Genomic DNA, 21,251 nt, shown 5'->3' with positions numbered 1-21,251 from the left:
CATGCTGAATTTAACGTTACCCGCGGAAGCCGAACTTATTACCCCGCAGCCAGGCGAAGTGTTGATGGTGACCAATGCGGATCTCCGCGAACCGGCTAACGTCACCTGCTGGCCCACGCAGAAGCAGTTTGAACAGCGCCTGGAAACGGCGCTGGAAACATTAGGCTATAGCCTGCGCCGCGCCCATCCGGTCAACGAGCGGCGCGGTCACGGGTTTATCAGCAGCCAGAAAGAGGGCAGCGAGCTGTTCGCCGGGATCGATCCGGATGCGCCGATTATTGTCCTGCTTACCGCCTGGCAATACTCCCATCATCTTGCTCCTTCGCTGGTACATCATCGCGGCCCTATTTTGCTGCTCGCCAATTTTGACGGCACCTGGCCGGGCCTCGTCGGCATGCTCTGTATGGCAGGCTGCCTCACCAGCCTGGAGCGCAACTACTCGCGGCTGTGGTCGGAAACCTTCGCCGACGAGGCGTTTATTCGCGGCCTGGACACCTGGCTGCGCGACGGCCATCTCAGCCATAAGCTCGGCTATCTGCATCCGGTCGCGCCCAGCGCGCCGCTGCTGGCCAGCGAAGCCGGACAGATTGGCGTGAAGGTTGGGCAGTCGATCCTCAAACACAAGGCCATTGTCGGCCTGTTCGATACTTTCTGTATGGGGATGATCAACGGCGTGTTCCCGCAAAAAGCGATGATCGACGTAGGGATGCCGGTGGAGTCGCTGTCGCAATCGGCGCTGCTGGTTGAAATGAACAAAGTGCCGACCGACCTGCGCGAAGCCTGTCTCGACTGGTATGAGACCCGCGACATGCGCTTCCGGTTCGGCGCCGACGGGGCGAAGGATCTGACCCGGGAGCAGGTGCTGGAACAGTGCGCGATGATGATCGCCATGGCGCGCTTCGTGAAACGCTTCGGCCTGACGGCGGTGGGCGTGCAGTATCAGCAGGGGCTCAAAGACAGCTGCGCCGCCTCGGATTTTGCCGAAGGCGCCATCGGCAACGCGGAACGTTTCCCGATCCCGGATGAGAACGGCGAGATCGTCTGTCCGGACGCGCCGATCCCCTGCATCAACGAGGTGGATATGGGCAGCGCCATCCCGCAGGTGATGCTGGCGAAGCTGCTCGGCGCGCTGGGCATGGCGAGTGAAACCACCCTTCACGATATCCGCTGGGGTAGCGAATACAACGGCACGTTCTACTGGGATCTGGAGATCTCCGGCGCGGTGCCGTTCGCCCATCTGAAGGGCGGGATCGCCGGGGCCACCGGCTATCGCCAGCCGGCGATGTTCTTCCCCTACGGCGGCTCGACCATTGCCGGGCAGGGTAAAGCCGGACGCTTTATCTGGGCGCGCGCGCACTACGAAGGCACTCAGGTGATCCTGCATATCGGCACCGGCACCGCCGTCGAACTGCCGCATGACGAATTCGAACGCCGCCGCCGGGCAACCAACTACGAGTGGCCGTTACTCAACGCCGTTCTCGACGGGGTTTCGCGCGATGATTTAATGGCGGGCCATCAGAGCAACCATCTCAGTCTGGCTTATGTAGAAGAGGAGGTGTTATCCGAAGTGCTGAACGCCTTTATTGCCCAGGCGCTGACGCAAAATATGAAAGTCTTTATCGCAGGCGATGCGCATTTATTAATGAAATAACAACTGATTCGCTTATGTAATTTTTACGTTGTTAGCGATCCTGACAAACATCCGCTGCATTCGTCTCTTTATCGTCCATAAAGAGCGGATCAACGCGCATCTGTCCGGGCGGGCCCTCCGCCTGCCCGGATAAGAGAGGATTATATGTATCAGCAGCAACATATTGAATTTATTATCCAGAAGGCAAAGAAACGGCTCGATCAGCAGGAGGCCCCCGGCTGCACCAAAGCGGGATGGCTAATGATCACCGCATTATTAATTGAGTCATGGGATATTTATTCCATGGCGTTTATTTTATTCGCCCTGAAAGATATTTATGAGCCCAGCAGCTGGCTGCTCGGTTTTACCGCCGCCGGCACCCAGCTTGGCGCGGTGGTCGGCGCGCTGCTCGGCGGCTGGCTGACCGATAAGCTCGGACGGCGTAAAATTTTCCTCTGGTCGATGATCCTGTTCGCGATCTTCGCCGTTCTTCAGGGCCTGGCGCCCAATATGTACTGGCTGGCGATTATTCGCTGCCTCGCCGGGATCCCGGTGGGCGCGGACGTGGCTAACGGCTTTACCTACATTATGGAGGTGATGCCGAAGGGCAAGCGCGAAGTGATGGCCAACCGCTGGCAGTTTATGTTCGCGCTGGGGATTATCGCCGCCATTCTGCTGGTCACCACGCTGGTGGCGCTTGATGTTCACCCGGATATGATCTGGCGCATCGTGCTGGCGGTCCCGGCGATCCCGGCCTGCCTGCTGCTGTTTATGCGTCGGGAGCTGCCGGAGACGCCGGCGTGGTTCGTCGAACGCGGCCGCTTTATCGAAGCGAAAAAAGCCTCCCGTGACTATTACGGCGAACAGGATGGCCGTCTACTGGACGACATTCTGCCCAATGAAAACGTCACCATCGCCGACCCGACGCTCAAAGAGACGCTGCACGATCTGTTCCGTCGTCCCTTTACCCGCCGCACCACCCTGTTCGGCTGGTTCTCCTGCGCCGTGCAGTCGTTTGAAAACTACGCCTTCTCCTTCTTCCTGCCGCTGATCCTCGTCACCATCGGGATTTCCGGGCAGATCCAGAATAACCTCGCCCTGCTGGCGGTGAACTGTATCGCCGCGCTCTCGGCGTTTGTCGGCCCGCTGCTGTTGCCGAAGCTCGGGCATAAGGGGCTGAGCAAATACGGCTTCCTGCTGGTCACCATCGGCATCTCAATTTCGGCGTGGGGCGTCTACAGCAGCAGCTTCGCATTTATCATCTTCGGCGCGGCGCTGATGCTGTGGGGCCACTACTGGGACTCCGAAAGCGGCATGACGGTGATCTCGCTGGTGGCAAAACCGCGCTATCGCGGCGTGGCCTCCGGCATCGGCTACACCATCGTCAAGGTCACCGCCTTCGTTACCACCCTGGTCTTCCCGGCCCTGTTTGAAGCGGTCGGCGTACCCATCGCCTCGATGATTATCGCTATCGCGCCGTTCTGCGCCTTCCTCGCCTCCATCTTCCTGCTACCGGAAGTCTTCGGCCATGCGGTGGGCGACGAGAACGATCGAGAGCATGACGCCAGCCCGGCAATCGCCCTGGAGGGTCATGAATCCCCGGCCTCCAAACATTAACCGCCCGGGCCGCAGGGGCGGCCCCCGCTGAACCCATAAAGGAAGGAATCAAATGAACAGCACAAAAATGCCCGTGATTGAAAATATCGAACTGATGACCGCCCGCGTTCCGCTGCCGGAAGGCCCGTGGGGGGATCAAATTCACCACGTCACCGATATCGAAGTGGCGATTGTTGACGTCTACGGTTCAAACGGCCACGTTGGCACCGGCTTTAGCCACACTTCCGGCTGGTGCGGGAAAACCATCTCTGCGCTGATTGCCGAGATTATCCCTGACGTTATTGGCCAGCCGCTCTCCCCGCGCGGCCTGTGGCATCGCTCATATAAACACGTACACGACGTCGGCGGCGCGGGCGTCACCACCCATGCCCTGGCGGCGCTGGATATCGCCTATTGGGACCTGCTAGGCAAAACCCTCAACGCGCCGATTATCGACATTCTTGGCCGCGTGCGCGATCGCGTTCCGCTGTACGGCAGCGGCATTAACCTGCATCTGTCCATTGAGGAAGTGATTGACCAGGTCAAACGCTGGAAAAGCACCGGCTACCTGGCGGCGAAAGTGAAAGTGGGCAAACCGACGCTGGAGGAGGACGTGGAGCGGCTGCGTAAGATTCAGGAGGCGGTGCCGGGCTTCCCGCTGGCAGTGGACGCCAACCAGGGCTGGAACTTCCCGCAGGCGCTGCGCGCTTTCAAGCTGTTCGAACCGCTCAACCTGCTGTGGATTGAGGAGCCGATGCCCTCCGACGATATCGCCGGCCACCTGCGGCTGCGCGAACGCAGCGCCACGCCTATCGCGCTGGGAGAAAACGTCTATAACTTAAACCAGTTTACGCAGTACATCGAGAGCGGCAGCGCGGATTACATCCAGGCGGATCTCGGCCGCGTCGGCGGGATCACCGGCTATCTGGATATCGCCGCCGTCGCCCGCGCGCACAACCTGCCGATGACGCCGCATTTTGTCATGGAGCTCAGCGCCAGCCTGCTGGCGACGGTGCCGAATATCTCATACGCCGAGATGACCGACGGCGGGCGCTGGAAAGATCTGCGCATCATCGCCGAAGCGGGCGAAGAGGTGGACGGCTACTACGTACCGAGCGAACGGCCGGGCCACGGCATTATTCTCGATCGTGATTACCTCGCAACCCACAAAATCTAACCACGCAGTGAGGGGAAAGGACAATGGAAGACACGTTATTCTCGGTTAAAGACAAGGTCATCATCGTGACCGGCGGCCTTGGACAGCTGGGGGCGCAGTACGTGAAGACGTTACACGACCGCGGCGCGAAGGTGGCGGCGCTGGCCACCCGCGTCGATGCCGCGCGCGTCGACCGCGTGCTGGGGGCGATTAAGGACTCCGATCGCCTGCTGTGCGCGGAAGTGAATATTACCGATAAAGCCAGCATTAACCGGGTGCTGGACAGCATTGAAGCGAAGTGGGGCGTGCCGGATGGCCTGGTCAACAACGCGGGCGTCGACACCCAGCCCAGCGCGCCGCCGGAAGTCTCCGGGCCGTTTGAGGAGTTCCCGGAAGAGGTGTTCCGCGAGGTGGTGGAAGTGAACCTGGTCGGCACCTTCCTGATGACCCAGCAGGTCGGCAAGCGCATGAAACAGGCCGGCAAAGGCGGCTCGATCATCAACGTCGGTTCGATCTACGGCGTGGTCTCTCCGGTGCAGGATATCTACAGCTACAAAAAAGAGGACACCGGCATTCCGTTCGTCAAACCGGTGGCCTATTCGGCGGCAAAGTCCGGGCTGTATAACTTTACCCGCTACTGCGCCACCTACTGGGGGCGCGACGGCATTCGCGTCAATACTCTGACCCTCTCCGGCGTCGAGCGCAGCGATCAGGACCCGCGCTTTCAGAAAAACTACACCAGCCGTATCCCCATCGGGCGGATGGCGAAAGCCCACGAGTACAACGGCGCGGTGGTGTTTTTGCTCTCCGACGCCTCGGTCTATATGACCGGTTCCAACGTGGTGGTGGATGGAGGCTGGACCGCATGGTAAGCGATAAATGGCAGGTTTTTCGCGGCATTATCTCCGCCGTGGTGACGCCGATGCACGCCGATGAGTCGGTGAACTACGCGGCGCTGGACGCGCTCGCCCGCGCCCAGCTGGCACGCGGGGTTGAGGGCTTTTACTGCTGCGGCTCCTCCGGGGAGGGGCCGTTGCTGCGTTTCGATGAGCGCCGGCAGGTGCTGGCGACGCTGGTGCAGTCGGCGGGCGGTCGCGTGCCGGTGATCGCCCACGTCGGGACGCCGCGCACCCGGGATGCCGTCGAGCTGGCGAAGCACGCCGAGCAGGACGGCGCCAGCGCGGTGTCGCTGGTGCCGCCCTACTACTACAAATATAGCCGCGAGGAGATTATCGCCTACTACCGTCGGGTGCTGGACGCCATTTCGATTCCGGTGATTTTGTATAATATTCCGCAGTTTACCGGCGTCGAGCTGGATGCCCAGAGCGCCGACGCGCTGCTCGGCGATGAGCAGGTTCTGGGGGTGAAGCATACTTCGCATAACCTCTATTCGCTGGAACGAATGATCGCCCGCTACCCGGAGAAAGTCTTTTTTAACGGTTTCGATGAGATCTTCCTTTCCAGCCTCGCGGCGGGCGCGACGGCCACGGTTGGCACCACGGTTAACCTGCAGCCGGAGCTGTTTCTCGCCCTGCGCAGCGCCTTTCAACAGGGCGAAATCGCCCGGGCGCAGCGCCTGCAGCAGCAGATCAACGAGGTGGTGGGGCAACTGGTCGCGCGCGGCGTGTTCCAGTCGGCGAAGTATCTTGCCGCGAAAGAGACCGTCGATACCGGCCCCACCCGCGAGCCATTTGTGGCGCTGACCGCGGTGCAGAAAGGCGAGCTGGATGACCTCTATCTGCGCTTACGGGGGTATATCGCCGATGCCGGACAATGACGCGCTCTGTCCCCAGGTCCGTCTGAACGATAGCGTTGTGTGCCAGCAGGTCGCGCGGTTTTTACAGGAGACGGAAAGCGATGCGCGAACCCGGGGGCTGGCAGTGGCGGTTGTCGGGCCGGAGGGCGAGCTCATCGCCTTTGGCGCGCACGCTCGCTGCCCGCCGCTACCGCGCCAGCTGGCGCAGCGCAAGGCCTGGAGTGCCCTGCGCTTTCGCCGTCCGACGGCAACGCTGGCGCAAGAGGTCAGCGCCGGCGCCCTGCGGCTGGCGGTATTTAACGACCCGCAGTTGCTGGCGATGCCGGGCGGCGAGCCGGTGATCGTCGACGGGCTGGCCATTGGCGGCGTCGGTATCAGCGGCCTGCCGCCGGCGCTGGACGCCGGGCTGGCGGCTCGGTTTGTTCAGCGATTGACTTGATGAGGGATCGTTAAGGGTTCCCGGATTGCGGCGCCCGCGCCTTTTCCGGGCTACCAGCGCGCGCAGGCTGCGGTATTTGTAGCCCCGGCCAGCATAGCGCGGCCGGGGATTGACGTGTTCACACAAGCCGTGTCATTTACTGGCTCCGTTGCTTCTCCACCGACAGCGGGCGGTGAATCAGGGTCATCGGGACGGTGATCTTCACATCGGCATTTTCCCCCTGCAGCTTCTGCTGCATCAGATGAAACGCGTGCTGCGCCCAGGCGTCCTCATCCTGGCGCATCGACCATACCGCGTTCGGCAGAAATCCCAGCATCTGATGTTCATCGAAGGTGCCGATGGGAATATCCGACGGAATAAAGCCGTAAGTTTCCCGCAGCGCGCTCAGCGTCCCTTCCAGAATGGGCAGAGAGGAGGCGATAAACGCCTTCGGCGGCTCGCGGTGCTGACGGAGAAAATCGAGCATCAGCTGTTTGCCCTCTTCCTGACGGTTATGGCTGGCGGACAATATCCACTCCTTGCCCGTGGGCAGTTCGCTCAGGTAGCCCTGCAGACGACGCTGGATCGACGGCTGCTGGGTATCCCCGGCGATAAAAAAAATCGGCGAGACGTCCACCGCCTGGGTCATCGCCTGCACCAGCTTTTTGCTGCCGTTGTAGTTATCGCTCACCACCAGCGACACGTCGCTCTCGCCAAAATCGCGGTCGAGCAGCACCAGCGGCCGCTTGCGCGCCACCTTCTGGTGATGCAGCTGCGTTTCCCGGGTAGAGGGCACCACGAAGAGCCCGTCAACGTTGCGCGCCAGCAGTCCTTCAACCAGACTGTTTTCATGCTCGCTGTCGCTGTAGGTGCAGGCAATCATTAGCTGATACCCCGCCTGACGGCAGCAGGCTTCGAGCTTTTCCGCCAGGGTGGAGAAAAACAGGTTGGATAAACGCGGGATCACCAGCCCTAAGGTCTCGGTTTTATTGAGCTTCAGGCTGCGGGCGATATGGTTAACGACCAGCCCGTTCTCGGCGATGTAATCATTAATACGCTGCTGCGTTTTGGCGCTGATGCGATACTGCTCAGCTTTGCCACCCAGCACCAGGCGCACGGTGGTAATCGAGATTTCCAGCGCCCTGGCGACTTGCTCAACGGTTTTGGCCATAAACTCATTTTCCATAACGAACAGAACGGCTTAATCATAAACTAATTCGAGTTAGCAATACATTAGCCGCGCTGTTATTTTGAACAAAGCGTCAGTTTTCTGCCGCCTCTGCCGCTCTCGATCGCGATCCTGCTACGCTGGCGATCGTTAAGATCCTTCTCCGCCCTCTCTGTCGACGTGTGTGCCGGGAGAGATTCTGGCCGTGCTATTTCACTTTACCGGTTTAACCTCGGTCACCCAGGTGGGGAGATCCCATGTCCCGCCGAGGCGAAGATAGCGGCACATTCCGGTGATCGCTTCACGGCTTTTGCGGAACGTTGTGCCATCCCAGAGCCAACTTGCCGTCCCCCAGCAATCGCCGAGCCCTCGCCCTTTCTGGCTCATAAAAATCTCGCCGTCACCATACTCAGAACCGGAGACCGTGATAAGCGTCGGATTGCCCTCAAGTTTGCTATCCACAACCCAATAGCCATATCCCTCGTTATAGGCCGCCCGCCAGCACAAGGCCGAAATCAGAGAATGGGCGTGATCCAGCGGCGTCAGGCTAATAGTTTCAGCCTTCTCACCCTCCTCAGGCTGGAGGCGATCGCACCAATCATCGTTCTTTAGCGTGGCCAGAAGCTTCGGCTTGAGCACCGCCAGCTCAGGCGCGGTTAACGCTCTCTCCTGCGTTTTCTCAGGAATGACCCGGTGAATAACCGGGGCGGGAATCGCTGCCCGGACGCTGCTTTCCGGCCTGTCGCCTTTTTTGGTCAACGCCCCTGGCGTGCCGATTCGCCCCTGAACATCGTCCATTTTCAGCAGTACCGCGTAAGCGCCTTCGCCGGAAAGCACAAACGGCGCCTCCGCGCCTGTAAATTCGACCTTCCCGCTGCCTTTGATGGCGTTAACGATCGCCCGGGCCTGTTTCTCCGAGAGCGGCCAGCTCTCTTTTGCCGGCTTCACATCGCCTGCCGGCTGGCCATTGATCCACAGCGTCAGTTTGCCCGGCAGAACGTCGCTGTCGGTCACCTCCGCCAGCATCAGCTCTCCCGAGACGGCGGTGCCCGCTCCGGCCTGGCGGGTCAGCAGCACCGAACCTCCGCTTCCTTCTTCAGCGCTGTATCCCGCCGCCCGGCAGGTCAGCGTGTTATCACACACCACTTCCCAGTCTTTGTGACTGAATGACACGCCTGTTTTCGCCAGCGCGGGGAGACTAAGTACGGCCAGTGCCAGCATGCCTCTCCAGCGTTCCTTTTTCATAACTTCTCTCCTTAATCGGTCATTCGTGTAGTCTGAGTAATCCACCTCGCCGAGAGAAGCGTTTTCCCCTGCCGCGGCATTTTTTCAGACAACGACATGGATGCAGTACGGCTTTACGCTTCGTTGGACATATTCCCGCCCGTACAGCCCGGCTGAAAATGGCGGGCTGAGAGTCTGATTAACTCATTCAACATCATTTCTGGGATCACAAAATAACATCCACCGTGATGTTAAATCATCTTGTGATATTCCGCGCGGCTGCGACCGGCTAACTCTTTTTACGATCTCACTTCATCTTTGCGATTCATAGGTGAATTCCGCTCTGGTTATTCAGGGGATTCTTTTATGCATCGGTTCATCTTTTCTTTGACGTCATCAATAATATGAAGCTATCCCGAGTATTCAGCGTATTGCCGTCGTTATTTTTTGCCGCCGCGTGCGCTGCCGGGTTATCCCACATAGATAATTGTGAAGTGGGCTGCCCGACCGGTGGAAGCGACCAGACGCTGGTTCGCGAAGCCTATACGCTCAATAACAACAGCCACCGCAAATTCGCTAATTGGGTGGCGTATAAAATCACCAAAGCCAGCCTGGCCAGCGGGCGTTCGCGCAGCTGGAAGCGCGATCCGGATTTACCCGCTACGGATACCCTTGCCCCCGCGGCATACAAAGGGGCCAGCGCAGCATTGGCGGTCGATCGCGGGCATCAGGCGCCGCTCGCCGGGCTGGGCGCCAGCGCAGACTGGCAGGCGTTAAACTATCTTTCTAATATCACTCCGCAGGCATCCGCCCTGAATCAGGGGGCGTGGGCGCGGCTGGAGGATAAGGAGCGCGCCCTCGCCGAGCGCAGCGACGTGGCGGCGGTGTGGTCCGTTACCGGGCCGCTGTTCGAACGGCATATCGCCACCCTGCCCGCCGCGCCCGAGGTGGAGCTTCCCAGCGGCTACTGGAAGATTATTTTTATCGGCTCCAGTCCGGACAAGGGCAAATACGCGGCGTTTTTGCTGGATCAGGCGACGCCCAAAAGTGCCAGTTTTTGTGATTATCAAGTGACGGTGGAGGAGATTGAGCGGCGGACTCATCCGGCGCTCTCGTTCTGGTCCACCCTGCCGGCAGGTATCGCTCGCCGCCTGAAGTCCCGGAAGGGGACGCTGGCAAAAGAGATGGGGTGCCCGTAATTAGGTATGGGCATCCTGTTGCGCGCATTATCTCGCTTTTATTTTTTGAATCTGCTTTACGGTTATTTCAGCAATATCAGGAAAGTCATTTTCAACAGGCGCTAATTAATAGATGCACGCATTCTGTTAATTCTTAATTCGCAGTTAAAGGCGTTTATTATGTCCGATTAAAGTCTGGACTTTATTTTTATTACTGGTTAGGTTTACAGGTGTTATTTAGCGCGGTGCGAATGTGCGCCAACACACCCGCACCGCTGATCACAATTACTATTTACCAGGAATAGCAACCATGACTAATGCTGATTGTATTGTAGATTCGTTTGATCCAGAAGTGTCGCCGAAAAATAAGCGTCAGTTGACGGTGAGTTATGTGAGACGTTTGCCAGATCGTCGTCTTGTTCCGGCGCTGATCATGAAGGGCGAGTGGCTGGCGGCGGCAGGGTTTTCGACCGGCACCCGGGTGGAGGTGCGGGTGATGGAGGGCTGTATTGTGCTGACGGCGGTTGAGCCGGAACCGGAGCTGGAAGCCGCGATGCGTAGGGTGGAGAAGCTGTCGGCCAGGAAGCAGAAGCAGGTCAGAGAGTTTATCGGGGTGATTGGGGGACGAGGTTGAGGGGCCAGGATTGCGGTGACAGACAGGATTTTAATGCCATGCTCTATATCGCCACTCCGGACCTGTACTTATCCATCAAATCCCTACAACGCTCCTTTTAGATAACAGATAAACACCTGTTAATACGACTGAATGAGGAAACCATCATGGAGACTTACCGATTACATCGCGGCAGGCTTATCGACCATATCCAGCTTGTGGTAAATGATTTCGAGGCCAGCAAAGCGTTTTATACAGCCGTGCTGGCGGTCCTTAAGATCCCTGTTGTGAATACCTACGACGATTATTTTTGGGCTGATGAGCTTGTTGTTTCATCCATTAATAGCCCCGGTTCCGCAGGTAAGCCGACAGGACGCCATCATCTGGCTTTCCAGGCCAGGGATCGTGAGACGGTGGATGCTTTTTACCAGGCAGCGCTGGCACACGGCGGCAGTGATAACGGCGCACCCGGTGAGCGAACTTATCACCCGGGGTACTACGCGGCCTTTGTACGCGATCCCGATGGTAACAATATCGAAGCGGTTTACCATGGCGAGGGGGAACGCAGTACGGCATCGGTGGAGATTGGCTTCAGTCTTTAAGTATAACGGCCTCCGGGCAGGGGCCGTATTGGGCGGTTGGCATTAAGTCAGACCAGGAGCCAGCCCAGGAATTAGCTATATCGAAGCCCTCATAATAATGAGGGCTACATAAAATAAATTCAGTGTTGTAAATTCATTGCGTATTCATTTTATAAAGGAATAACGATGGGAGCCATTAACGAGATAGATATTGCAAAGCTGGTTTTGCTACCCGCGATTTTATATGTGGCTAAAAAGATCATCGACTGGGCGGGAAAAGTGATGTCCAGCCCGCCAGCAAAGCGAAAAATTCGCTTCGAAAAGGTACCTATTGAAACGAAAATAGAGGTGCTGAATAAAATCGCTGAGATAGCGAACGCTGAAATACCCGACACTAAACTCTCGAGGACGCATCAGACGGTACAAATGAAATTTTTGTATGAGCAGATCGGGATAACGCTTCCTGTCTGGCACGCCCATCAGCTGATCGCGTGTATCGCTGATAAAAATATCGGCTCATATGATGTACGATTAATGAGTTTCCTTAAAAACCCATCCTTTTATCGTTGTGAAGAAAATCATTTTTCTGTAGATGCTGAAAAAATAAAAAAATTTCACATCGTTAGTGGAGGTTTCTGGCTAATTTCAATCGTCATTTTTGCCTGCGCCTGGTGGACAACAATACAATCGTTACTGGCCAGCGGGGCTGTAAATTCAGCTATCGCATTTTCACTGTTTTACTTTATTTCCGCTATTGTGGTCACTGGCTTTATCTTGAGCCAGGTTGGAGAAACCTGGCAAAGCGCCAGATTCGCCAGGCTGTTTGAAAGGTGGTGTGAGGATGAAGCGGGGGTGGAAAGTGGGGAGCATGCTGTGCTAGCCGCATCGGGGCCAGAAGAACAGATGCCTCAACAGGAGGTTTTCAAATGATGAAATGCAGATACAAAAAAGTATTTTAGTGGTCTGATTGGGGGATTTGGTGCGAAGGCCGGACTCATGGACTAAACTTAACTAATTAATAATTAAAGATAATGTGAGGGTTATTAATTATCGATATACGATAAAAGTCCATATTTTTCGACGATGCCCTCATCCAATGCACTAACGGTGATCCCCGTATAAGATGTCCACCCATGTAAATTTTTCACGTATTGCATAATCTCACCGGGAACCTCACGTGAAAAGTGTAAAACAATCTCGTCTTCAGTTCCATGCCATGCTGAAAGGGTGTCGATCTGAACGTTTGTAGCGATTTTTTTCCAATCACAGATCGTTAGTCCTGATATTTGAAGCAAACCTAAGGTGTTATAGTCCCCATTATCAAAGGGCAGTTCATCAGGTATAGGATTTACTTCAATATTTTCTGCATCAATCTCAGGATATTCTTTCTTCACAAAATTGATTATTGCGGTTGAAAAACTACTCGTACCAAATGTAGGTTTAAACCAATGCGAAACTTCTCTGTTGAAAGTATCAATCCTATGGTCATAATATTCAACAATGACTTCTAACCCACGATAAGAACTCATAACATCCTTGAAGTTTTTATCATTTACAGAAAAAGTAAATATTACTTCAGGTTTTTTTCTGGTCATAGCGGCCTCAACATAAAGCTTAATGAGTTTAAGAAGATTAATCCTTACCAGGATAAATAAACACTAAAAACAGGACAACTTCAAGATAAAAGTTACAAATAAAATAAGGAATCGAAGTTTTATAGTGGAATATTACATTAAATAATCGCTATTAAATGTAACATACCACTGGTACCGAAGAAAGCATCAATAATGATACTTAATTGTCCTTTTCTCTAGAGTACATGATGAGTACTTACCCCACTTGTCTTCAACAGCACATTTATTTCTTTCAACCCAGTTAGAGTATTTGTCAAATTTATAATTAATATACTCGACACCATCTCCGACTTCAGGGTTGTTCAAGGATGAAGAAAAGGTCTTTATAAGATTACCACTTTCTGAATACTTCTCCCAACTTTTATATGTCACCCTTTTATTATCAACATATCTTTTCTTCAAAATAAACAATGGATTTTTTTTATCTTTTCCAAACTCATATTCATATATAACAGTTTCCATAGGGACATTTCCAGAACGATAGTTTGAAATATTCACTCCCTTGGCATTTATAAATGTTTCCTTTATTACAAATCCTTTCCTATAATACCTTTTTATTTCACCCAAGATAGGAGAAGGTTTATCATATGAAACCTCGATATCTCCTGATGCTAGCTTTCGATATATCAAGTTTGTTTGATATATTGTCTCTTTATTATTTTTATCATAAAGATATGATCTAATGGATTTTATATTCCCATATTTATCTCTGTCATATAAAGAATAATCAAACTTCATCAAGTTGCTTGATGGTGAGGAATGCTTGTACGCATTATCGATATCCACTCTTACAGGAAGAGGATTTGGATAACCAGATGAGATATGAATCGCCTTACTGGGTGTTTTTATATAATAAATGTTTTCGTCCGGATCATATCGAATCATCCTTTTTTCTTCTGACCTCGTAGTCCTCTCAATGATTTCTTTTACAGGTCCATGGACATCCCCTATTCCATAATCTAACGCGGGGTCTTTTGCTAGCTGTCTATTAACAAAACCTCCGGGATCATCTGCATATGAAGATAATGGTATACAAAAAATAATACTTAAAGTTTTCCTGTACATATACTCCTCCTCAAAAAATTCCCCGTGATAACCCACCGATTACATACCTAAAGAATCTCTCAAAAATCAGATAAAAACCCATATGTTCAGCCTAAAGGTAAGTACTTTAGTAAGTCTAAAGAAAATCAATCTTAAGGAATGCTAAAGATGGTGTCAAGGCACACTATCAAGATGGATCCATGATCCCCAAGCGATTGAAAGAAGCTCGTAAAAGAGCAAAATTGACACAGGAGAAACTCGCTGTTATGGCAGGAATAGAGGAGGCGACCGCCTACTCCAGGATGTCTCATTATGAAAACGGTACACATCGCCCTTCATTTGAGACAGTCTGCGCTTTTGCCAAGGTCTTAAACGTACCTGAATGTTATTTTTATACCGTCGACGATTCTTTTGCTGAAGCCTTGCTTGAGCTTTATGATAAGCATCAAGCATTTTGGAAAATATCCGCGAAAAGTTAATAACAAATCAACTACTAGATCATATCTAAATAAAATAAAACATTTTATAATTTATATTAATTAACAGCCCACAGATGCGGGCTATTTTTATCGAACAACCTTTTTAACTATCTTTTATGAGGTACCTGATGCTAATTTCTCAGTAGAGATTTTTTGTAATAAAGCTTCAGCGCTGTTGATGCCGCTAATTAGGTCAAGATTTTCTTCTCGCCATTGGGCAGTGAGTTCACCACAGAATGCTTTAGCAAGGATGGATTGAGTGAGATTATTGATTCGTGCTAATGCGTTATTAGCCGCCCTTTGAATGGAATCAGCATAGGAAAGAAATTGGTCAATACGCAGAACTATTTCTTCAATCTCCTTTTCAGGAGGAAGTCCAATAGGCAAGACATTTAATGCTGCCTGTGTCAATTTTGCCCGCCCAGTAGTGCCAGTTAACCAAGGGATTATTTTATAATACATCAATGCATAGCATAAATAATCATTTGCTGATTTTGTTGGGGCAGATAGAATATGAACATGATTATTTACCCAACATTTCCCTGTATAACGGTAGGCTATTGGCTTCACTCTTCCATAGAATGTTTCATCCTCTGTAACTAGTACGTAATCACCATTAAATATAAAGTCATCTACTCGGTCCACTTCACCATTAGCACCAAAATATGGATAGAGGCCCTCAGATTTAATCCTTTTTTCTTTTTTAACCGGTATTCTCTGGCTATCCAGACAGTCTGCAATTTGAGAAACACTAACTATTTCCCAGGATGGAGGAACAACCAATTCTCCTCCAGTTTCTATATCAGGAAGGTGTGGTTCTATAAATTTTTTAGTTCTCTTTAAATCACCAAGCGCCAACAATTCATTCTGATATATAGAAAACCGTTCCTTTCTAAGACTAATCCAGCGAACAACCAGTTCCTTTGCCGATTCTGATGTTTTATTTTCATTTCTCCATTCTGCAGTAAGCTTTCCGCTTACTGCAGAAAGTAATACTGAGTGACGAAATTTTTTCAAAAGCTCAGGGATATTTTCCAGCCGGGATTTAATGCTCTCTACTCGAGCCCAAAGACTACCGAGCTTATTGGATATAATTTTTTGCTCAGCTAAAGGAGCCAAATAAAAAGGAGCATTTCGGCCATCATTTGTTCCTAGTCCAGGCATATTCACGCCATAACTAACCTCATTGACGTACCGTAAAAAGAACGGACTTTTTAGCCAGAAAAATATATACTTATTAATGCAAAAAGGTTCTGCATTAATAGGGATGATTTCCGTGGTACAAACCCCCTCATCATCAGCCATGATGACTTTATTCAGGTATGGTCGCAATTTCCCGTAGAGAACATCTCCCTTATTAAAACAATTTTTTGTGCTTTTGAATGGCCGATCAGTTACTCTAACCTTAGAAAGGAGTTTAGATGAGTCTTTTTCAATGTCCTCAAGCTCTAAAACCCACGTATTTTCAGTCACATCAACTAAAGTTTTTTTAGCAGACCGACCATAATCAACTATATTCCCTAATTTTGTATTAACCCATTCCCGAGGCAATTTATTTTCATTCATCCCTTCACTCCGTCCAGCATTTCATTCAGCAGAACTTTCTGCTTATCCGCCTCTTCCCCAGCTCCCAGCTCACGTATCAACGCATCCAGTTCACCCAAAGCCTGCACCAGTTCACTCATCGCTTCACTGGCCAACACAGATGGCTCTGGCAGGTTGGCAGCATCCACACTGCTGTTATCCCGCAGCCAGGAGATATCTAGAGAATCACCTTTGGTATCGCGGATCCACTCCCGGGTAAAGACCCGCCAGCGGCTGGTTATCAGGCGATCATCAACATTGTCGTTTTCCGCCGTGTCAGGCGCGTCAATTTCTTCAGCGTTAAAACTCCATTCTCCTTGCTGACGAGGTGCATTACCATAGGGAGAGTCGCCAAAAACTGCTTCAAACGGCTTGAGATGACTATCGCCAAATGGAGTACGTTTACCAAAGCTTGGCATATTGGTACGCAGATCATAGACCCAGACATTTTCAGTGCAGTTTTCTTCTTGGTATTTATTGGCTTCAGTGCCTTTGGTGAAAAACAGCACATTGGTTTTGACGCCCTGAGCGTAAAAAATACCGGTCGGTAAACGGAGGATGGTATGCAGATTACATTTGTTCATCAGGTCACGACGCACATCGGTACCCACCCCAGCCTCAAACAACACGTTATCCGGCAGCACAACCGCAGCGCGGCCACCTGGCTTGAGGTTGCGATAAATATGCTGTAAAAAAGCCAGTTGCTTATTGCTGGTTGGATAGGTCAAGTCATCACGGGTAATACTGGCTTCACCGCCTTTTGCTGTGCCAAACGGTGGGTTAGCCAGTATAATATCGGCTTTCGGCAGCGCCTGCCCGGCCATACCTAATGCATTCCCCTGATGGACTACACCTTCAGCATCACCTTCCATGCCATGTAACAGGCAGTTCATTAACGCTAAGCGACGAGTAAATACCCAGAATAAACCCACTTACTACCCAGTAGTCATTTTTCTATAGCATTTCATAAAAAACAAAAAACCTTTTATTAACAACCTCTTATATAAATCCCCCACATCATCTGTACTTAGAACAGTCAACTGGGGAACGGAGTCTGCATGTACCGCCACTCCCCATTTAGTAACCATTTTCTGATGTAGCCCCCTGAAACACCAGACAGTAGCTGTATCTCCAGATAAGAGATAGGCTTGAATATATGTCTAACACTAACACCAATTTTGAGATGACCGGGATCCTGTTAGGGCAAGAAGTCCGTAAACGTAAAACTCCTCAGGAAAAGATCGCCATTATCCAGCAGACGATGGAGCCAGGCATGAATGTCTCCCATGTCGCCCGCCTGCATGGCATCCAGCCCAGCCTGCTGTTTAAGTGGAAGAAGCAGTATCAGGAAGGCAGCCTCACCGCCGTTGCGGCCGGAGAAGAAGTCGTTCCAGCTTCTGAGCTTACTGCTGCTCTGAAGCAGGTCCGGGAGCTTCAGCGCCTGCTGGGCAAGAAGACGATGGAAGTTGAGATCCTGAAAGAAGCTGTGGAGTACGGTCAGTCGCGAAAATGGATAGCGCACGCGCCCTTGTTGCCAAAGGACGGGGAATAGCCCTGGTCAGCCGCACCATGGGCGTGTCGCGTGCGCAGCTGTCACTGCGAATAAACCGTTCTGCCGACTGGCAGGACAGGCGCTGTAAGCGGCGTAATGATGAAGCAGACGCTGAAATACTGTCAGAGCTCCTCGATATCATCAGCGATATGCCCAGTTACGGCTATCGCCGTGTGTGGGGCATCCTGCGTAAGCAACGTCGCACAGAGGGGCTGACACCCGTGAACGCCAAACGGCTTTACAGGATAATGAGCGAGCATAATCTGTTGTTATTGCATGACAAACCAGAGCGGCCAAAGCGTGAACATAAGGGCAAAATAGCGGTGGCAGAAAGCGATATGCGCTGGTGTTCAGATGGCTTCGAGTTCGGCTGTGACAACGGAGAAAAACTGCGGGTTACGTTCGCGCTGGACTGTTGCGACAGAGAGGCCATAGACTGGGCTGCAAGCACCGGAGGCTACGACAGTTCGACGGTGCAGGATGTGATGCTGAGGTCGGTGGAAAAGCGCTTCGGCGACAGGCTGCCGGAAACACCAGTGCAGTGGCTGACGGACAACGGTTCAGCATATACCGCGCATGAAACGCGGAGGTTCGCCAAAGAGCTGAATCTGGAGCCGTGTACAACAGCGGTGAGCAGCCCGCAGAGCAATGGCATGGCCGAACGGTTCGTGAAGACGATGAAGGAAGACTATATCGCGTTCATGCCGAAACCGGATGTGAGAACAGCCCTGCGAAACCTTGCAGCGGCGTTCACGCATTACAATGAAAACCACCCGTACAGTGCGCTGGGATATCACTCTCCGAGAGAATACCGGCGGCAACGTGCATCGTTAACCTAAGATACAAAAGCTGTCCGGAGATGGTGGGTCAAGATCATTAGTAACCATTTTCTATGGCGCTTCAGGTAGAGAGGGCAGCAGAATTTCTTCACCGTTGTCCACCAGAGCCCCATCATCAACAAGCTTCTTCAACCATCGCGTAAAATGTTTAATATCAATTCCCTGACTTTTCAAATCATCACGAATTGATTTTTTTGTGCATTTTTCACCATTTTCCAAACGATTATTTATTATTCCCCAAAGAATTTTATGATTTAGAGTGAGGTTAGAAACCTCAGACAATTCAGGAAATAAATACTTTGGCCTTCTCGCACTGTCAATAACAGCCAGAGAAGAGACTGACTCACCATCAGTATCGACAAATAACTCTGACTTTTGCAATTCATAAGCGTTAGATTTCGGTTCTTCTGCATCTTTCATCTTCGTACAAGATAGAACTAATGCTTGTTCTTCGGCCTCTCTTTTAACATTAAACTCAACATCAAGTGCAGCTCTAAATGAGCTTGACCCTCTGGCACCCTTAGATTCATCCTTGCCTGAATGATGTACAACAAGGACGGTTGCAGATGTTTTATTTTTTAATGAGTCACAACCTTCAATAAATGCACCCATATCTCTGGCATCATTCTCATCCTTTCCACCAAAACAACGTGCAAGGGTGTCGAAAATAATTAGTCGAACAGGAAAATGACTCATATCCTCAATGTATTTAACCAACTCAACAAGAGTACTAATCTCTGACCTTCTCACCGGAAACACAGGCCTATTAACTAACCAAAGATTATCAGCCTCTTTTTGGTATATATTTTCCCAAGCTTTAACCCGACGAGATACTCCAATTCCTCCTTCCCCTACTATATAGACAACAGCCCCCTGATTTACTTTATTTCCTGCCCAATTAACTCCAGTTGCAATGTGACATGCCCATGACACCGCCAAAAAGCTTTTATAAGAACCGCTGGGACCATAAATGCTGCATAATGTTTGGTCTGGAAGGTGATTTTTCATAACATAACATTGCTGCTTATTATAACCGTCAGACCCTTTACTTAATGGCATTCCATTTACGCTGGAAATTTTTTTCACATTGTTACTGATGTTTTCATCGTTCATAATATCATTTCCGTTATATAATTAGAGACTATTTTCTGACAAAGGCACCCCTCTGCCAGAAAGACAGTTTATTTTTCTTTGCCATTTACTTTGTAGATGTGCTGATTTTTTCTTGGATCCAGGAATTAATTTCACTTTCAATGAAAGCTACTTTTCTTGAGCCTATTTTTATCTTTCTTGGGAATACCCCCAATTTGATTAATTCATAGATTCTTGGCCGGGAGTATCCAGTTCTGTTAATTACTTCATCAAACGTAAGCAACTTATCCATTTCTCACCTCTCATAAAAATTTATTTACTATTATTTTCAAAGTCATATGGATGATGAAACCCATGTTGCAACTGCATTAGATAATCTGACCACCATTGCATCATTTTTTGCCTTTCTGGAATAAGCTCTGCTTTGTGAATGTATGCAGCACGAACATTATTTCTTTCTTGATGGCTCATTTGTCTTTCTATTGCATCTCGGCTCCATTTCCCAGACTCAATAAGGGCACTACATGCCATAGTCCTGAACCCATGAGAACAAAGATCTTTTTTGGTATCGTATCCCATCGATTGTAAGGCATGATTAATAGTATTCTCACTCATTGGTTTTTTAGGGAAATGATCACTGGTAAATACAAATATTCTTTCTCCTGTAATGCTTTTTATTTCCTGAATAATCGAACATGCTTGATGACTCAACGGTACAATGTGGGGTGTTTTCATCTTAGAACCACGATAAGAATACTTTACCCCCGGTATTTCCTCCCTGACCGATGGGATAGTCCATAATGAATTTTCTAAGTCAAATTCCTTCCAGCGCGCAAAACGCAGCTCACTTGAGCGCACGAAAGTATGTAAAAGAAATGTCATAGCTAACTGAGTTAATCTTCTGCCTTTAAATTTTTCTATGCGTTTAAGGAACTCTGGTATGTTCTCTAATTCCAGTGCAGCACGATGCTCCGAGTTTCTTTTTATCAGAGCCCCCGATTTGTGCGCAATGGGGTTAAACTCCAACAATCCATTATCAACAGCCAAAGTCATAACTGAATTAATACGCTGATAAATACGCGATGCCAACTCTAAACGCCCTGAATCTTGAACTTGCTTAACAGGTTTTAGAAGATCCTGCGTTTTGAGGAGCTTAATATTATCGTCACCAAATACTGGAAAAACCTCATCCAGTAGACTTTTAAGAATGCGTCTACTATGTTCCTTTGACCATTGGCGATTACTCGCATGCCATTGCATAGCGACTTCACGGAATGTTAAAAAACCTTCTTCATCCTTCGTCCCTCTTGGATCAATTCCTCTGGCAATATTTCTTTTGACCTCTTCTCGTTTTTCACGTGCTAATGCCAAAGGGATATATTTATACTCACCAAGAGATATCAGCCGATCTTCTCCATTAAATCGGTAACGCAGTCGCCAATAAGCAGAGCCATTTGATTTAATCAACAGGTATAGTCCACTGCCATCTGATAGACGACTGTCTTTTTCGATAATTTCCCCACTCAGTTTCCGAGCATTTAACTCTCTGAGTTGTTTTTTAATATAAGCATCCGTCAGAAACATAATTAAATTCTCCGATAGTATTTTTAGATATCAAGACGCCTGTTAACGACTGACCACATATCCAAACTACTACGAGCGAAAGAGGAGCCGAATAGCAAACCCTAAAATACGGAGTTAAATCCC

20 protein-coding genes and 1 pseudogene are annotated in these 21,251 nt (G+C 50.7%); 12 read left to right on the top strand and 9 right to left on the bottom strand.

Translation table 11 applies throughout. From position 1 onward, the window contains the following. Position 1 precedes the first annotated feature (1 nt). The 6 genes from BWI76_RS03445 to BWI76_RS03420 all read left to right on the top strand — a co-directional run bounded on the left by BWI76_RS03445 (position 2) and on the right by BWI76_RS03420 (position 6,577). Complete coding sequence (locus BWI76_RS03445; RefSeq protein WP_064371499.1) at positions 2–1,651, top strand: hypothetical protein; 1,650 nt, start codon at positions 2–4, stop codon at positions 1,649–1,651. Between the two features lie 144 nt (positions 1,652–1,795). Beyond that, complete coding sequence (locus tag BWI76_RS03440) at positions 1,796–3,247, top strand: MFS transporter (protein WP_004133470.1); 1,452 nt, start codon at positions 1,796–1,798, stop codon at positions 3,245–3,247. A gap of 52 nt (positions 3,248–3,299) precedes the next feature. Next, a complete protein-coding gene (locus BWI76_RS03435) occupies positions 3,300–4,403 on the top strand; it encodes a mandelate racemase/muconate lactonizing enzyme family protein (RefSeq protein ID WP_004133471.1) in 1,104 nt (367 codons plus the stop codon). A gap of 23 nt (positions 4,404–4,426) precedes the next feature. Further along, positions 4,427–5,254 (top strand): SDR family oxidoreductase, encoded by an 828-nt coding sequence (locus tag BWI76_RS03430; protein WP_004133472.1) that lies wholly within the window; start codon positions 4,427–4,429, stop codon positions 5,252–5,254. Next, positions 5,248–6,159, top strand: a complete 912-nt coding sequence (locus BWI76_RS03425) for a dihydrodipicolinate synthase family protein (RefSeq protein WP_004133473.1) — start codon at positions 5,248–5,250, stop codon at positions 6,157–6,159. Before BWI76_RS03430 ends, BWI76_RS03425 begins: the two co-directional genes overlap by 7 nt. After that, positions 6,146–6,577, top strand: coding sequence for a GlcG/HbpS family heme-binding protein (locus BWI76_RS03420; RefSeq protein WP_004133474.1), 432 nt, complete (start codon positions 6,146–6,148; stop codon positions 6,575–6,577). Before BWI76_RS03425 ends, BWI76_RS03420 begins: the two co-directional genes overlap by 14 nt. Before the next feature lie 136 nt (positions 6,578–6,713). On the opposite strand, the gene BWI76_RS03415 is transcribed toward BWI76_RS03420, so the two are convergent. Both BWI76_RS03415 and BWI76_RS03410 read right to left on the bottom strand, forming a co-directional pair. Next, positions 6,714–7,727 carry a LacI family DNA-binding transcriptional regulator gene (locus BWI76_RS03415; protein WP_004133475.1) on the bottom strand — a complete coding sequence of 338 codons (1,014 nt, stop codon included), beginning with the start codon at positions 7,725–7,727 and terminating at the stop codon, positions 6,714–6,716. A gap of 210 nt (positions 7,728–7,937) precedes the next feature. Further along, the gene (locus BWI76_RS03410; RefSeq protein WP_049085961.1) at positions 7,938–8,969 is read right to left on the bottom strand and encodes a DUF1176 domain-containing protein; all 1,032 of its coding nucleotides are present in this window, start codon (positions 8,967–8,969) and stop codon (positions 7,938–7,940) included. Positions 8,970–9,352: 383 nt separating this feature from the next. On the opposite strand from BWI76_RS03410, the gene BWI76_RS03405 reads away from it, so the two are divergent. From BWI76_RS03405 to BWI76_RS03390, 4 genes are all read left to right on the top strand, one after another. Next, positions 9,353–10,147, top strand: coding sequence for a DNA/RNA non-specific endonuclease (locus tag BWI76_RS03405; RefSeq protein ID WP_049100006.1), 795 nt, complete (start codon positions 9,353–9,355; stop codon positions 10,145–10,147). A 289-nt stretch (positions 10,148–10,436) separates the two neighbouring features. Continuing rightward, positions 10,437–10,760 (top strand): endoribonuclease SymE, encoded by a 324-nt coding sequence (symE, locus tag BWI76_RS03400; RefSeq protein ID WP_004133486.1) that lies wholly within the window; start codon positions 10,437–10,439, stop codon positions 10,758–10,760. A 146-nt stretch (positions 10,761–10,906) separates the two neighbouring features. Continuing rightward, on the top strand, positions 10,907–11,341 hold the full coding sequence (locus BWI76_RS03395; protein WP_004133487.1) for a VOC family protein: 435 nt from the start codon (positions 10,907–10,909) through the stop codon (positions 11,339–11,341). Between the two features lie 165 nt (positions 11,342–11,506). Then, on the top strand, positions 11,507–12,250 hold the full coding sequence (locus BWI76_RS03390) for a hypothetical protein (RefSeq protein WP_004133488.1): 744 nt from the start codon (positions 11,507–11,509) through the stop codon (positions 12,248–12,250). A gap of 113 nt (positions 12,251–12,363) precedes the next feature. Here BWI76_RS03390 and BWI76_RS03385 read toward each other — a convergent pair whose 3' ends face one another. Both BWI76_RS03385 and BWI76_RS03380 read right to left on the bottom strand, forming a co-directional pair. Continuing rightward, positions 12,364–12,915, bottom strand: a complete 552-nt coding sequence (locus BWI76_RS03385) for a hypothetical protein (protein ID WP_004133489.1) — start codon at positions 12,913–12,915, stop codon at positions 12,364–12,366. 186 nt (positions 12,916–13,101) lie between these two features. After that, complete coding sequence (locus BWI76_RS03380; RefSeq protein ID WP_064371501.1) at positions 13,102–14,019, bottom strand: hypothetical protein; 918 nt, start codon at positions 14,017–14,019, stop codon at positions 13,102–13,104. Between the two features lie 179 nt (positions 14,020–14,198). Between BWI76_RS03380 and BWI76_RS03375 the strand changes: the two genes are divergently transcribed. Then, on the top strand, positions 14,199–14,477 hold the full coding sequence (locus BWI76_RS03375; RefSeq protein WP_004133491.1) for a helix-turn-helix domain-containing protein: 279 nt from the start codon (positions 14,199–14,201) through the stop codon (positions 14,475–14,477). 114 nt (positions 14,478–14,591) lie between these two features. Here BWI76_RS03375 and BWI76_RS03370 read toward each other — a convergent pair whose 3' ends face one another. Both BWI76_RS03370 and BWI76_RS03365 read right to left on the bottom strand, forming a co-directional pair. Further along, positions 14,592–16,043: a restriction endonuclease subunit S gene (locus tag BWI76_RS03370; RefSeq protein ID WP_004133492.1), complete on the bottom strand. Its 1,452-nt coding sequence runs from the start codon at positions 16,041–16,043 to the stop codon at positions 14,592–14,594. Continuing rightward, a pseudogene (locus BWI76_RS03365) lies at positions 16,040–16,972 on the bottom strand (N-6 DNA methylase); the annotation flags it as partial. The gene BWI76_RS03370 and the pseudogene BWI76_RS03365, both read right to left, overlap by 4 nt. A gap of 272 nt (positions 16,973–17,244) precedes the next feature. Here BWI76_RS03365 and BWI76_RS03360 point away from each other — a divergent pair. Then, positions 17,245–18,452 (top strand): IS3 family transposase gene (locus BWI76_RS03360; protein ID WP_102136217.1). Its coding sequence is split into 2 segments (ribosomal slippage): positions 17,245–17,566 and positions 17,566–18,452, totalling 1,209 coding nucleotides; the frame shifts between segments, so codons are not numbered across the junction. A gap of 51 nt (positions 18,453–18,503) precedes the next feature. On the opposite strand, the gene BWI76_RS03355 is transcribed toward BWI76_RS03360, so the two are convergent. From BWI76_RS03355 to BWI76_RS03345, 3 genes are all read right to left on the bottom strand, one after another. Next, positions 18,504–19,565: a helicase RepA family protein gene (locus BWI76_RS03355; protein WP_004133501.1), complete on the bottom strand. Its 1,062-nt coding sequence runs from the start codon at positions 19,563–19,565 to the stop codon at positions 18,504–18,506. Between the two features lie 85 nt (positions 19,566–19,650). Then, positions 19,651–19,836 carry a helix-turn-helix transcriptional regulator gene (locus BWI76_RS03350; protein ID WP_004133503.1) on the bottom strand — a complete coding sequence of 62 codons (186 nt, stop codon included), beginning with the start codon at positions 19,834–19,836 and terminating at the stop codon, positions 19,651–19,653. Positions 19,837–19,856: 20 nt separating this feature from the next. After that, positions 19,857–21,128, bottom strand: coding sequence for a tyrosine-type recombinase/integrase (locus tag BWI76_RS03345; RefSeq protein ID WP_004133505.1), 1,272 nt, complete (start codon positions 21,126–21,128; stop codon positions 19,857–19,859). Between the last annotated feature and the right edge of the window lie 123 nt (positions 21,129–21,251).

It is taken from the genome of Klebsiella sp. M5al, from assembly GCF_002090195.1.
GTDB classification, from domain to species: domain Bacteria; phylum Pseudomonadota; class Gammaproteobacteria; order Enterobacterales; family Enterobacteriaceae; genus Klebsiella; species Klebsiella grimontii.
This window is presented reverse-complemented; position numbering and strand designations above follow the sequence as displayed.